The sequence below is a fragment of the Spirosoma sp. genome (assembly GCF_026391055.1).
Lineage (GTDB): Bacteria > Bacteroidota > Bacteroidia > Cytophagales > Spirosomataceae > Spirosoma.
The window spans coordinates 517962-532102 of the sequence record NZ_JAPLET010000026.1 but is presented as its reverse complement, the minus strand read 5'-3'; the positions used below and the strand labels follow the sequence as shown (position 1 = coordinate 532102).

Sequence of the window (14141 nt, the reverse complement as noted above, 5' to 3'; positions counted from 1 at the left end):
GGCTAAAAATCAGGGGTAAACATCAACTCAAAGGATTGCAGGGGGCCGGTCTTTTTCTGAATCTTAAAGTCCAGCACATTTAAATGGATCTTCCGCCAAAGAGCGAAATCCGTATCGAACCGGCCCAGCATGGTGTTTAGCCGGTACGGCATATTCTCAGATAGCCAGGCCTGTGCGTACGCTTGTTTTAGTTCACCCGTTTCGTCCATGGCATCGACCAGTAAGCTGTGGCAGGGGTAGGTCAGGTCATAGAATACGTAATCATCGTTCGGTTGGGCCATCGTGCCATCGTGCCAACGATCTACGATGGCTCTGGCCCACAAAAAACGACTGGCCGAATAGTTGATCAGCCGGGCCGATACCAGCATCGACTGAATGAAACTGGTATCGGACGGGTTTGCCTGCTGAAGGGCCCGGATCAGCTTTTCCTGAGCCTCCTCGGTATGGGAGCGAACCTGCTGGAAATCGGCTTTGTGTTCGGTTGTATTTGCCAGGTAATAAGCCGAAAATGGATTCGACCAGCTTTCCACGAGCGTACCCCGGGGCAAACTCTGGGTATTCTTTCCCAGGCATTTTTCGAGGTACTGACCAGCGGTGGCAATATGGTCGAAAGCTGCCTGTATATCCGGCGCTACCGATGGGTAAACGACCGAGCTATAATGCCCAGTAAAGGTGGTTTTGTCGGGTACTGTACCCTGCCAGGCTGCTATGCAGCCATAGGCCATAAACAGCCAGGATGTCCGGACAAACGGCTCGACAGAGTCGGTCCAGACCGAGGTGATAAAGCCTAGGGTGTTGTGCTGAAGGCCCGCTTTCAGGCACAGATTTATATTTTCGTAGGTATAGTCGGCCGCGGGGTAAATATGCCCCCAGCCAGAAACGGCGGGCTGAATAAAAAATGGTTTCTGCTCTTTCAGAACCGGATTCAGGTACTTGCTGATGGCCGTCGTATCGGGCGAATATTCCCAGATAACGGGGATGATATCTTTTGGGAATTTGGCCAGAACGTTCGGGTAAAAGGCGTTCATGTCTGTCCAGGCCAGCAGCGTTTTGCCGTACTGCCTGAACTCGTTGCTCACGAACGTAAGTTGCTGAATATACATAGCTTCGGGGTCCAGCCGGGTTGGGGCGGCATTGGCCAGCCGTTTGGTTTCCCAGGTTTCGTCGAAGCCGACGTGAATGAACGGGCTTTGGAACAGGCTCGTGTATTGCCTGATCCAGTTTTTTAGGAGTGTCTGCACGGCCGGGTTACGCGGGTCCAGTTCGTGCCCATACTTCCCGATGCCCAGCGATGCGTATTTTTCGTTGCGAATCAGCTCATGCAGATGCCCGTAGAAGTTAACGAACGGAATGATGTCTATATGCCGCTCGCGGGCGTAGGCAATAATGTGTTTAATCTGGGTCTGCGAATAACTTGCCTTGTAATTCAGGGTCGGGAATCCTTCCAGCTGAATACTGACCTCATTGTAAAAATAATATTGGTTGGTTTTCCAGCGGGCCAGAAAGTCGATCTGCTTTTTAATTTCGGCCACCGTCAGCAAACCGCCATGCGCAAAGTCCATCATCACTCCGCGGTAAGCCAGTTTGGGTTGATCGCTGATCGTAACAAAGGGCAGAAAAGTGTGTGGGCCCTGCCCTTGTATCAATTGACGAATCGTTTGCACGGCGTAGTACAGACCCGTTGAGGTTTGGGCGTTGATATCGATGCCTTTCCGGGTAATCGTGAGCGTATAGTACTCACGCCTATTTCCGTTGGTAGCCTCGCGAGTGCCCGGCAACTCCTGCCCGGTAGTTTTGACCAGATACCGAACCGTGGATGCCGTGACGGACGAACTTGATTGTACGGGTTTGCCGGAGCGCTCGGCGAGTAGTTCCTTTAGCTCATTCAGGGCAAAAACTACGTCGGCCGATGCGTTGGGAGCCACATACAGGGTCAGGTTCCGAACCGGCAGCGCCCCCTGTCCGTACTGAACAGACTGCGGGGCTGGCAGCAAGGTAGCACGCTGCTGCGCCGAGGCTACGCCAAGCCAGCCATAAACGAAAATACAACTGATCCAGAGGTTTTTCATGGGTAGATACCTGATGTGTACTATGGGTGCGGGCAAGTGCCCGCACCCTATCGAACCAACCTAATAAGTTGCCCGGCCCCCCGATAAGTCGAAGGTGAAACCGGTGGTGAAACTGTTTTTGGGCGATACAATATAGGCCGCCAGATTCGCTGCTTCGTCGAGCGTGCCACAGCGTTTCATCGGAATTTTATCCGTCATATACTTGACCTGCACCTCGGGCATGGCATCGACCAGTGGCGTTTGAATGACCGCCGGTGCCAGGGCATTGACCGTAATGCCCCGTTCGGCGTACTCTTTTCCCTGCACTTTAGCCATGCAGATCACGGCAGCTTTTGAGGCCGAGTAGGCCAGCATACCCGCGTTTCCTTCTTTGCCCGCAATGGAGGCAACGTGTAGGATGCGCCCATAATTACGGGCCAGCATCAGGGGCAGTACCGCCTTCGAGGTGTAGAAACTGCTCATGAAGTTGACCTCAAATACCTTGTGCAGATTTTCGCTGCTCACCTCATGACTCTGTACGTTCGTGATGCCGGTAATACCCACACAGTTGATAAGAGCGTCGATCTTGCCAAACTGCTCATGAACCTGGGTAACGGCCTGCGCTACCCGGGCTTCGTCGGTAATGTCGATACCAATCAATACTGCATCGGGGCCGTAGGCGGCAAATGCGTTTTGTAAGGCACTTTCGTTGGCGTCGAGCAGGCCGACCCGGGCTCCTTCGTCGAGTAATTTGCGTGCGATGGACAACCCGATTCCGGATGCAGCTCCGGCAACAAGGACAACCTGTCCAGTAAATTCTCCCATGATATAATTTTGATTTTTGTCTGAATCCGGTGAGAACAAGCCTAGACAATACTGTTCTCTACCGGTCGGATCGCATATTTTTCGTCGCCGACGATGTCCAGAATGCGTTGGTTCAGCTCCCGGATGTAGCTGACCGACGATGGGTCGGGGATGTAGGCGGCTTTGCGGGCTATGCTGTTACTCAGTACTCCCCGCGCTATCAGCAGTTCCTTCTCGGCATAATGAAACAGCTCCATATTTTGCAGCGAGAAGAAGATCTGCGGCATTACCCGTTCGAATAGCTCAAACGCTTTGACATCGTCTCCCCCGGAACGCAGGGTGAAAATCTTTTGCAGAATATCGGCAACGGCCAGACCCGGCATCACTCCACGGATGCCAATGGGCACCAGTTCGAGCATGTATAGGCCGCCCCAGCCTTCAAACAGCCCAATCCTGTCGTTGGTCGCCTGAATGATACTTTCAAATTTGGGCGCACACAGGGGCTCCTCCAGCTTCAGGTATTTGAAGTTGGGGTTTTCGTCCATCAGCTCTTTAATAAACCCGACACTGATCGACGACCCGCCGGGGTTAAAATCCTGAATCAGCACGGGTGTGTCCGGAATCGACTGCAAAAACTCCGACAGGTAGGCCTTCAGGGAGTTTTCGGGCAGGCTGAATATCCGCGGAACGGCCAGCGAGATGACATCGGCACCGGCCTTTACGTTGGCCTGCGCCAGTTTAATGGCTACTTTCAGCGATGGATGATTCGACTGAGCCACGATCTTCAACCGGCCCGCAGCCCGTTCTACAGCCACCCGGACAACCTGTAGTTTCTCTTCGTCGGTCAGTTTGTAAAATTCGCTGGCGTAGGCGGGCAGGCACACGGCCTTGATACCGCCATCGATGGCAAAGTCAATTAAACGACGGAGTGCGTCTTCGTCGATCTCCTCATTTTCGGTGAAAGGTGTTGGAATAATGGGTACTACGCCAAACAGTTCGTTGTCTGTGTACGTCATAACTTTGCCGGTTCTTGATTTTGATTAGCTACTTTCTTTTGTTGTACTCTGGTATCGACAATGGATAGGATAAGCGTTGAGGCCAGCACGAGCAGTCCGCCGATAATGGCCTGTCGGTTCAGGGTTTCGCCAAGCCAGATGGCGGCAATGGGCAGGCCCATAAACGTGATGAGGTAGTTGGACAAGGCAACCTGTGTGGCGTCCAGATTTTTCAGGGCTTTGAAAAACAGGAGCATCGACAGGAAGTTGTGGAAAAGTGTGAGCGAGATCATGCCGATCCAGGTGTTTGTGGTAAAGAATGGCACCCGGGCAAACATCTCAGGCTCATAGTACAGCACCAGCGGAGTCAGCAGAATGGACATGACCAGATAGGTGTAAAAAACCATCTCCATTTCGGTGTACTGACCCGATACTTTTTTGCAGCCCACGTTGTAATAGGCATTGCCCAGAATGGCCAGAAAAATGAGGACGTTGCCCAGCGCATAGCGCGAACTGAGATCCACCCGTTTAATGTCGTCGGTTGAGCAGAGGGCCACCCCGATGATGGCGATGGCAAAGCTGATCCAGCGGGCGGCATTCATCTTTTCTTTCAAAATCAGGAAGGCGAACACGGCCGTAATCACGGGCAGCGTCATGACCAGTATGGCTGCGTTGCTGGCCAGCGAATACTGCGTTCCCCAAGTCATCAGTACCTGCGATGGAAAAGCGCCCAAAGCTGCCAGCTGCACGAAGATCAGGCTGTCGGTCAACTTCTTGCCACCCTTGCGGAAGTCCCGGATCACAAAGGGCCCCAGAAAAATAGTGGCCAGGAGCATAGGTGCCCAAACCGTGAAATACGGCCCCACCTGCGCCTGGGTCAGCTTGATGCTCGTAAAATGAAAGGCCCAGATCAGGTTGCAAAAAAACAGGATAGCCCACGATTGAATTGACTTGTTCATACACTGATGAGTAAGGTTTGTCCTGTTTTAAAGGTATTCAGGGCGGCATAATCCAGTTCGATACCCAAGCCCGCGCCCTGAGGCACCAAAGCCGCTCCATGCTCAAATTGGATGGGTTCCGCAATCAGGTCGTCGGTGCGGACAAGCTCGCCAAACAGATCGGAAGGGATGGTACAGTTAATGCTGGCTGCGGCAATGTGCAAGCCCATCGTTTCCGAAATTCCCAGGTCGACCTCAGAGCCCCGCCAGCAGGATTTGCCTTCCAGATGGGCGATTTCAGCCAGCAGTACCGAGTTGTAGGCCGACCCGTTGATGTTGTAGCCATCTACCGCATCGGCCCGGACAAAGGCAATCATGGCGCGGATGTCCTGCGTGTAAGGCAGCGAAATATGCCGATACACGGGCATAGCGAGCGTTTCGCGCAGGTATTTGTACCCGGCAACATCCTCGTGCAGGATGGGGTCTTCCAGGCCCAGCATGATGGTTTTGTCGACGCCGTCCATCAGGCGGAGGGTTGTGTCAACGTCAGTCCAGCGCTGGTTGGGATCGAGCAGAATTTTAATGCCGTCACCGCACTTGTCCCGGATTGCCTCCGTCCAGAGCCGAACGGGGTCTTCGTCGGAACACTTGAATTTGAACGCCTTATGGCCTGTCTGCATGGCGTCGTAAGCTTTTTGGGCGGCCTCTTCGGGCGTTCGCCGGCCCGTCCAGCCGAAGCAATCGATTCGGTCTCGGTAAGCGCCACCCAGCAGTTGAGCCACCGGTACGTTTAGCAACTTGCCCACCACGTCCAGCACCGCCGATTCAAAGGCTTCGTAAATGCGCTTGTCCACAATGGGTAGCCGTCGCCAGTTTAGTTTCAGCACATTCTGCCCTGCCAGCTCCTGCATGGCCAGTCGGAGCAACTCGCCGGAAGCACTGCGGTAGGTTTCGCCAATACCGGTCAGGCCATTGGCAAGCGTTAGTTCAAGGACCCACTTGGGTTGGTTGGCAAACTCCGTCCACCGCTCACCCGTCAGGAATTTTTGGGCAAAGGCCGAATCCCGGTCGATTACTTCGTCGGAATTCAGACTGCCCGGTCTGGCCGGAACAATAACTTCAGTAGCCTTTATGGATTGAATGACAGTCATTTCACTTCTTCGACAGGGGTTGGGATATATTTTTGGGCCAGCTTTCGTATGTCGTAGCTGAAGTCGATGAATTTCTCTTCCCACTCTTTAGCCGATTCGGGCGTATAGGGGTAAAAACCCTGCGCATTCTGTACACCTTTGGCCCCCGACGCCACCAGCTCTTCCATCAGCTTCGGGGTTTCGGGGCTGTTGCTCAGTTCCGGAAAAAGGTCTTTCATGACGGTCAGGTAAGCCGGAATGCCGGTGAGGTCCATGAACCGGAATGGCCCGGCGAAGGTGATCCAGTAACCCAGGTCGTTGCGAAGTGAGCGGTCCACATCGTCAATGGTGGCGTAGCCATTTTCGACCAGATGGAACGATTCTCGGAGCATGGCGTACATGATCCGGTTGGTAATGAATCCCCGAATGTCTTTCCTGAGCAGCGAAGGCTCTTTCCCCCAGCTTTCGGCCAGGGCGACGATCGCGTTGGCCGAAGCCAAATCGGAGTCTTTGCCGCAAATGACTTCCATAAACCGGGTGATGTGCGCCGGTTCGGCCCAGTGGATTCCAAGCAGCCGGTCGGGGTGCTTTAGGCCGCTCTGCAATACTGACACCGGAATGGCCGAGGTGTTGCTGCCAATGATGGCGGTAGGGGAGAGAACTGCTTCCAGTTGGTGGTAGAGGGTTTTCTTTTCGTCCAGGCTCTCCGTAATCGACTCAATCACAACGGTATGGCCGCTAAGTAACGAAACGTCGTCGGTGATGGTAAGCCGCTCGATGATCTGTTCGGGCGTTTCGATTAACAAACCTTCCTGGTCGAGTTGATGCAGGTAGCCCAGAATGCGGACCCGCGCTTCGTCGGCGGTGCCCATCTCTTTGATCAGCGACGTAACTGCATGGCCAGACGCCAGGATGCAGGTAGCAATGCTACTGCCCATCAAGCCCAATCCTACCGTTGCTATGTCTATTTTCTGTGTCATACGTTGCCGGGGTTGAGCTTTATCTGCCGGATATTCGGGCAATGGCGTCAATTTCGATTTTGATCCCGTCCGACAACACCGACTGAACCGTGGTGCGGGCCGGGCGTATGCCGCTAAAAAACGAGCCATAGGCGGCATCGTAGCGGTCGAACTCGCGCATGTCTTCCAGATGGACAGTACACTTTACAATGTCGTCGATGCTGCCGCCAGCCGCTTCCACAATCTTGCGGATGTGCGACAGCGTGAGCAGGGTTTCTTCTTCAATGGTTCCGTGCCGGACCGCTCCCGTTGCCAGATCCAGCGGGCCCTGTCCGCTGATAAACAGCAGGTCACCTGCCAGCACCCCCGCCGAATAAGCACCCGTATTGGCGGCCTTATCGGGATGTTTGATTTCCAGTTTACTCATAATTTTGTTGCCAGGTTTTCAGATAACGGCCAGGTTTTGAAGGCTTCCAGGAACTGGACCAGTGCCGATACAGCATGGTCGAACAGATGTTTTCCTTTTTCGGGTGTTCCCCGTTGGGGTTCGCCACTGCTGCCGTTGCCGGAAATAAATTCGGTCTGTTTGAATACAGTTACACCCCGATATGGCTCGTCGTCTTCCCAGCCTATGTAGCCGTTTCGTTCCGGTCGCTGTGCCCGTTCGGCCTGGTCCATCCAGACTTTTTCGGGAAAAAGATGCAGCATCAGACTCGTTTCGTATTCGCAGGCATGACTCAGTGCGGGGCTTTCCATCGGCGGTTCGCCCGCATAAACGGAACCGGCCAGCTCCCAGTACGTTGCCAGCGCCAGGGTTGGCTTATGACTCGCATCGAAACGTTTGCTCACTATGGCCAGTGCCTGCTTTACGGGCGTAATGTTGCCTCCATGTCCGTTCAGGAGCACAATCCGCTGATGCCCGCTGAGGATCAGCGACTCTACCAGACAGCTAATTACCTGCGTGTATAGTTCCGGGTCCAGACTCATCGTACCGCCGAATGAGAGATGATGATGGCTTGATCCATACGGCAGAGTAGGACAGAGCAGCACCAGGTCGGGCAGGGCCTTTTCGGCCTCGACCGCCAGCCGGGTAACAATATCGGTATCGGTAGAGACAGAAAGATGAGGTCCGTGCTGCTCCATAGCGGCAATGGGCAGCACAAGGACCTTGTCTTTATGATTGTTAATTTGTGGGTAGCTAAGTTCAGAAAACGTCATGCTCGGCGAACAGGCTAGCTGGCTAAGGTTAGGACTGAATATCAGTCTACTAGTTTTTGTCCCACCAAAGTGGCGTAGCGGCATTATCGGGTCCGCTGAGCATCTTAACGGCCTTGGCAACTTCCGGCGCGTTCGTTTGCTTTTCCGAATCCAGGAATGGCATCCGCCGAATAAAGGTACCGGTAGGCAGATCGGTGTTTTCGGAATGAACGACCGGGTACAGTTTGGGCAGACCGCTCCGACGTATATCGGCCCAGGCCTCCATGCCATCGGGGTAGAGCGCCAGCCATTTCTGCTGCGCAATCTGTTTTCGCTGCATATCGGTCGATGCACTCCATTTCACCGGATAATCGTTGACGGCCGGCGAGTTCATTCCATCCTGCGGGGTAATCGGTACGGCTGTGTTGCTGATATAAGCGGCAATAGCTGCGGGGTCTTTAATACCCCATTGAGTCATCGATGTTTCAATGCCTTTTTTGTACAGTTCTTCGGCCGAGCCGCCCATACTCCAGCCGTTCAGTGCACCTTCGGCCCGCAGGAAGTACGCTTCGGCGGAGTGCATCAAATCCTGCGGGACATTATAGGTCGTTTTCCAGTCATTATTGACCCAGTTAACCCAGCGAGTACCCATGTTGGAGGTATAGGGGCGGGAGTTGATCGGAATGATCTTCTCGGAGGTGAACAGGCCATTCCTTACCCCTTCGTAGGTGCCCGTGGCAACGGCTGGCTGGAAGTAAACAGGTAGTCGGGGGTCGTTATAGCCCTTTAAAATGGACTCCATCGAGGTGCTCATTCGAATATCGTCCCAACCTGCTGTTACCGCCAGCCCATTGTATTCGTTGTAGGTAGTGGTCGATTTGGGCATATACGCGTCATCGGCAATATCCGTCATAACGCCTGCTGCCAGGGCGGCTTCGGCCTGTTGTTTAGCCAGAGACGGGTTTACTTTCGAAATCCGCAAGGCAAGTCGCAGGCGCAGGGTATTGGCCAGTTTCATCCAGGCAACTGTCGGATTTGCGGTTTTTCCATATACCAGATCATACGTACCGAATGGTTTGTCGGTTGGTCGGGCTTTCAAAACGGTAGAGGCTGCCTCTAATTTTTTGAAAAAATCAGTATAAATAGAGTCCTGTGGAGTGTACGAAATATACCGCTTGCCCGAAGCCGCATCGAAGTAAGGAATGGGGCCAAAATAATCGGTTACCCGGTGGAACATCCATACCCACCAGACAGTTGCCACCGCATTTTCGGCCGATTGTGGGGATGTTCCTGCCATAATCGTTTTGAGCTGCGGGGCTGCGGATGTATACACGGGGTTCCAGCAGGCGGGCATCCAGTCCTGCCGGACGACATACCGGTCGGTGGGGAACGACTGCGCTGCCTGAGCAAAGAACTGAGAGTATACCGATGCTACCGTGCCTTCGCCTACTTCAAAATTATCGGGGCTCAGCGTGGGTGTCATCAGCGCGTAGGCAAATAAAAATGGGTACTCAGTACTGCCAACACTGCTGATTTTGGTTGGATCGGTATTCAGCGTTTCAAACTGATTAGTGCAATTGGCTAAGCCAATGCTTACCAGCGCCAGCACAATAAGCTTTGCGGTTGCCGAATAAAGGGAATATAGCCGTTTAGACATGATCAAATCGTTTAAAAAGAGAGTTTGAGGTTCACACCAATGTTTCGGGTCGATGGCAGGTTATAGTACTCCACACCCTGGAAGTTGCTGTTGCCGAAGCTCACCTCGGGGTCGAAATCCAGTTTCCGTTTGCCAATACCGGGTACGTTGAGGAGGGCATTTCCCCGGTAGAGGAAGAGCAGGTTGCGTGCTACGAACGATAGGCGGGCGTTTTTGAAGAAGCCTGGCAGCCGGGTAAAATTGTAGCCCAGTGTCAATTCACGTACCCGAACATTGGTAGCGTCGTAGGTGAAGAACTCGCCCCACGAGTAGTCGCCCTGTGAAACGGTTTGCCAAAATTTCTCTGCATTTACGGAGACTGTATTAGGTTGACCCTCGGGGGTGACACCGGGAATGAGCCAGGAGTTGGCTTCCCGGAAGGTTGCCGTACTGGCCGAGGTGCCCGCATAGGCCATCTGAGCGGATGTGCCCGAAGTTACTATTCCACCAAACTTGCCGTCGATGAGCAGGTTCAGGTTCCAGTTTTTGTAGGTGAAATTGTTGCTTAAGCCGGCGGTGAACTTCGGGTTAAAGTTGCCCAGTTTTTCAATAGCGTCGGTTTTTACCGGTACACCATTGGCGTTGACCACGTACTGATCGTTCATTCTTTGCCATTTGTAACCATAGAGGTCGCCGTACGAACCGCCCTCTTTGATAACGGGTGTGGCCATACGTATGTTGGCCGATGAACCGAGGTAAAACAGGCTCACTCCCTCATATAATTCAAGTACTTTATTGGTGTTTCGGGCATAATTCAGGCCAATACTCCAGGTAAAATCCTTTGTTACAATTGGCTTAGCGGTCAACACCACCTCTACACCCGAGTTCTGGATATTGCCCGCATTCACATTTAGCGTCGAATAGCCGGACGAGGCCGGTGACGCGACCTGGAGCAACTGGTTCTGAGAGTTGGTTTTGTAATAAGTTAGATCAAGTCCCAGCCGGTTGTTGTAAAAGCCCCACTCCGTACCGATCTCCAGCGATTGGGTCAGCTCTGGTTTAAGGTCCGATATAGCTTTGGTGCTGCTGCTGGCAATATAGCCGCCGAAGCCCCCACGGATATAGCTATACGTCTGGCCTAACAGATAAGGACTGGCGTCGTTCCCCACCTTGGTTACCGAGGCCCGAACTTTGCCAAGGCTAATCCAGGTGGGCATCCTGACCATTTCGGAAAGGATAGCTGATACACCAACAGATGGATAAAAGTAGGCGTAAGGCGAAGGTAACGTGCTCGACCAGTCGTTGCGGGCTGTCAGGTCCAGGAACAGGTAATCCCGATAGGCAAATTGGGCCGTTCCGTAAACGGATTGAAGTTCCCGTTTACTGGTAACGGCTTCTACTTTCAGCGTAGTAGCATAGCTGAGGTCATATTTGTTGGGGAAGCCAAGACCATCTGCCGCATTGACACGGTGGCGCAGGCTCCGGCTCAGCACAGAGCCACCCAGGTTATAGTTTACTTTCAAATCATCCGTCAGCCGGTTAGTACCGGTTAGTAATACGTCCAGATTGTGCTCGGCAATGAAATCATTGCCTTCCGAATAAAAACCACCGGGCTGACGAGCGTAGTTAACGGTATTGTTGGCGTACTTCTGGGTTATAAAGTCGTTGTAACTGTCGGAGCTGACACGCCCCTGAATGTTCAGCCAGTCGGTAAGTTTGTAGCGCATCACCAGCAGGCCCGTTACCCGACTCCGGCTCTCGTCGTGGTGGGTATTGTTTATCGTCCAGTAAGGATTCATATAGACGGCATCCGTGGTGGTCCAGTAGGTGGGCGTTTCAATTCCACTGAGGTTCACCGTCTTATAGGACTTCAGGGTTTCGGGGTCCACACTTCGGGGAATCCTGAAAATGTTGGCAACTACCAGGCCGTCGCCACCCACACCGGGCTTATCGTAAATGTTCTGAAGCATGTAAGTGACCTTGGCATCGACGGATAGCCGACTCGTTAAATCGACGCTCATCCGACCATTGAAGGTGTTGCGCGACAGTCGGTTATTAGGTACGATACCGTTGATGTAATTGTTCGAATACGACAGATAAGTCTGTATTTTTTCGGAACCACCACTCACGCCCACTGAGTTATTGGTTGAAACCGCAGTCTGGAAAAAGTCTTTGATATTATCGGGATAAGCTTGAAGATTAACCGTTTGGCCCTGCCAGTTGGTTACGCTCTGTCCGCTGATGGCTGGCCCCCAGCTTCCGCTTGCCAGTGTTGAGTAGGTTCCTCCCGATCCCTGAGCGTACGAGTTCTGTAAGCTGGGTGTGGTTAAAGCCCGGTCGACAGTCACCCCTGAGTTGATATTGACGTCAAGCTTACCACTTTTTCCTTTTTTCGTCGTGATAATGATAACTCCGTTGGCGGCCCGGCTACCATACAAGGCGGCTCCGGCGGCTCCTTTCAGTACGTTAAGTGACTCAATATCATCGGGGTTTATGCTCGACGCGCCATCGCTGCCGCTTTGTCCACCGGCATCACTTCGCACCTGACCTGCGGGCGTTGAGTTGTCGATAGGCACCCCGTCGACAACGATCAGGGCATTGTTGGAACCTTGAATGGAGCGGTTTCCCCGCAGCACAATGCGGGTAGCACCGCCGGGGCCGTTTGCCGATGGCGTGATGGTCAGACCGGCAATTTTTCCGGAGAGTGTGTTAGTAAAGTTAGCATCACGCACCTCATTAATTTGCTCACCACCAAGTTTCTGGATCGAGTAAGTAATGGTTTTGGCCGCTCGTTCGATACCTAGTGCCGTTACGACCACTTCGCGTAGTACCATGCTGCTTTCCGACAGAACGATATCACCCATTGCAGAGCGATTCCCCACTTCAATTTCCTGCGGTGTCATGCCAATATAGGAGATGACGAGTGAACTGATCGTATTGGAAATGGAAAGGGTAAATTTTCCGTCGGCATCGGTTGTAACGCCCGTATTACTCCCTTTGGCCACAATCGTGGCGCCCGGAACAGAGTTTTTCTGGCTATCCAATACGCGACCTGTAAGCTGTCTTACCTGCTGTGCGAAGGCCCGATTTGCGGTAGACAGGTTCATCAGACTCAACGCCCCTTCAATACCGAGTAGAAAAATAGTCAGACGGAAGACCCGCCAGAAGTGCTTGCCTGTACTGCGATCAGGACAACTGACTGATGCTTTTACTTGTGTTTTCATAAGGTAGCTTTTTGTAAAAAAACCGCTCGATAAAGGTTAGATAGTAGTTAAAAGTACGCTGAGAATCGGGCTGCAATAGAGACGTGTCGGGCAATAGGTTTCCTGATAGCCCCAGGGATTGTCATGGAGCTTTTGGGCGTATGTATCTGTTAGGAAGCCTGCGCCAGAGAGTCGGTATTAAACCTGAAAATTAAACTTCAGGCAATGGTCTTTCGGTCGGCTTACTAGCAACCACACAATTTGTCTCACTATTTTTGACTACAAATAAAGGTAAATTTTGTAAACAAAATAAAGTAGAGACAAAAAAATATATTTCTACAAACCGAAGGGCCGAACAGCAGGGGGGCAAGCAGGGCTAAGACTGGTGTTAATCGTAAAAGAAGGCAGGGCCAGGAGAGAGCCAATGGCCAATAAAGTGGTGACGAACAGCAGGTCGGGGAGAGCGCCTAAGAAAGCAGGGGGGCTGCTGGGGGAATCCTGTTTAGGGGCAGGTTTGGGTTTATTCAATTTCTAATGAAGCTGATTCGCCACGGAGCAGATGCCGGGTCAATGCTTCCTGGGCAAGGGCTAAGTTTTTCTCTTTTAGCGCTTTAAGGATCTGGCGATGTTCCTGATCTGTTTGCTCATAGTCATCCATATGGATCTGAGTTTTGCCGATTTTCTGGTGGAATAAAGGAATATTACTGATCTGGTAAATATCCAGTAATTTTGAATTGCCAGCGCAGTCGATCAGGGTTTCGTGGAATTTTACGTCGGCTTCTAGAGCACCGCTCAGGTATCCCCTTTCTACCATAGACGTAAAATCATTACAGATTTCTTCCAGTCTGCCAAGCTGCTGTTCGTCAATCTTCTGAATGGCTAGCCGTAGGGCTCCTAACTCCAGGATTTCCCGTATTTCCCGTATTTCCCGAATGTCATCGGCCGTCATCGACTTTACGAAATAGCCGCCCTTCTCGCCAAAAACAATCAGTTGTTCGCCCTGTAGTCGGGTTAGGGCCTCACGAACGGCTATCCGGTTAACCTCCATCTTTTTTGCCCACAAATCTTCTTTTAAGCGAGTGCCCGCTACTAATTGGTTAGATAATATTTTTCGTCTAATCTCAATATAAGCTTTGTTAGCAAGCGAATCGACTTTCATATTTTGTAAACAAAAATTGATATACAGCGAGCGCAAATTTAAGTCTTTTTGTAATCAATAATTCAAAATTAT

Annotated in this window: 11 protein-coding genes; all 11 read right to left on the bottom strand. The window is 52.2% G+C overall.

The window, feature by feature from the left end; all coding sequences use genetic code 11:
* Positions 1–2 precede the first annotated feature (2 nt).
* Positions 3–2069, bottom strand: coding sequence for a family 20 glycosylhydrolase (locus tag NT073_RS25690; RefSeq protein WP_297379365.1), 2067 nt, complete (start codon positions 2067–2069; stop codon positions 3–5).
* Between the two features lie 60 nt (positions 2070–2129).
* Entirely contained in the window at positions 2130–2873 is a 744-nt protein-coding gene (locus NT073_RS25685; protein WP_297379364.1) for an SDR family NAD(P)-dependent oxidoreductase, read from the bottom strand.
* Positions 2874–2914: 41 nt separating this feature from the next.
* Positions 2915–3868, bottom strand: a complete 954-nt coding sequence (locus NT073_RS25680; RefSeq protein WP_297379361.1) for a dihydrodipicolinate synthase family protein — start codon at positions 3866–3868, stop codon at positions 2915–2917.
* Positions 3865–4806 carry a DMT family transporter gene (locus tag NT073_RS25675; RefSeq protein ID WP_297379359.1) on the bottom strand — a complete coding sequence of 314 codons (942 nt, stop codon included), beginning with the start codon at positions 4804–4806 and terminating at the stop codon, positions 3865–3867. Before NT073_RS25675 ends, NT073_RS25680 begins: the two co-directional genes overlap by 4 nt.
* The gene (locus NT073_RS25670) at positions 4803–5936 is read right to left on the bottom strand and encodes a mandelate racemase/muconate lactonizing enzyme family protein (protein ID WP_297379357.1); all 1134 of its coding nucleotides are present in this window, start codon (positions 5934–5936) and stop codon (positions 4803–4805) included. The genes NT073_RS25675 and NT073_RS25670 overlap by 4 nt, the downstream gene beginning before the upstream one ends.
* A complete protein-coding gene (locus NT073_RS25665) occupies positions 5933–6895 on the bottom strand; it encodes a 3-hydroxyacyl-CoA dehydrogenase family protein (RefSeq protein WP_297379356.1) in 963 nt (320 codons plus the stop codon). Before NT073_RS25665 ends, NT073_RS25670 begins: the two co-directional genes overlap by 4 nt.
* Positions 6896–6914: 19 nt before the next feature.
* On the bottom strand, positions 6915–7301 hold the full coding sequence (locus tag NT073_RS25660) for a RidA family protein (protein WP_297379354.1): 387 nt from the start codon (positions 7299–7301) through the stop codon (positions 6915–6917).
* Positions 7298–8092, bottom strand: coding sequence for a creatininase family protein (locus NT073_RS25655; RefSeq protein WP_297379352.1), 795 nt, complete (start codon positions 8090–8092; stop codon positions 7298–7300). The genes NT073_RS25660 and NT073_RS25655 overlap by 4 nt, the downstream gene beginning before the upstream one ends.
* Positions 8093–8141: 49 nt before the next feature.
* Positions 8142–9728 carry a SusD/RagB family nutrient-binding outer membrane lipoprotein gene (locus NT073_RS25650; RefSeq protein WP_297379350.1) on the bottom strand — a complete coding sequence of 529 codons (1587 nt, stop codon included), beginning with the start codon at positions 9726–9728 and terminating at the stop codon, positions 8142–8144.
* Between the two features lie 11 nt (positions 9729–9739).
* Positions 9740–12931 carry a SusC/RagA family TonB-linked outer membrane protein gene (locus tag NT073_RS25645; protein WP_297379348.1) on the bottom strand — a complete coding sequence of 1064 codons (3192 nt, stop codon included), beginning with the start codon at positions 12929–12931 and terminating at the stop codon, positions 9740–9742.
* Positions 12932–13430: 499 nt separating this feature from the next.
* Positions 13431–14069, bottom strand: coding sequence for a GntR family transcriptional regulator (locus NT073_RS25640; protein ID WP_012925233.1), 639 nt, complete (start codon positions 14067–14069; stop codon positions 13431–13433).
* Positions 14070–14141: the final 72 nt, after the last annotated feature.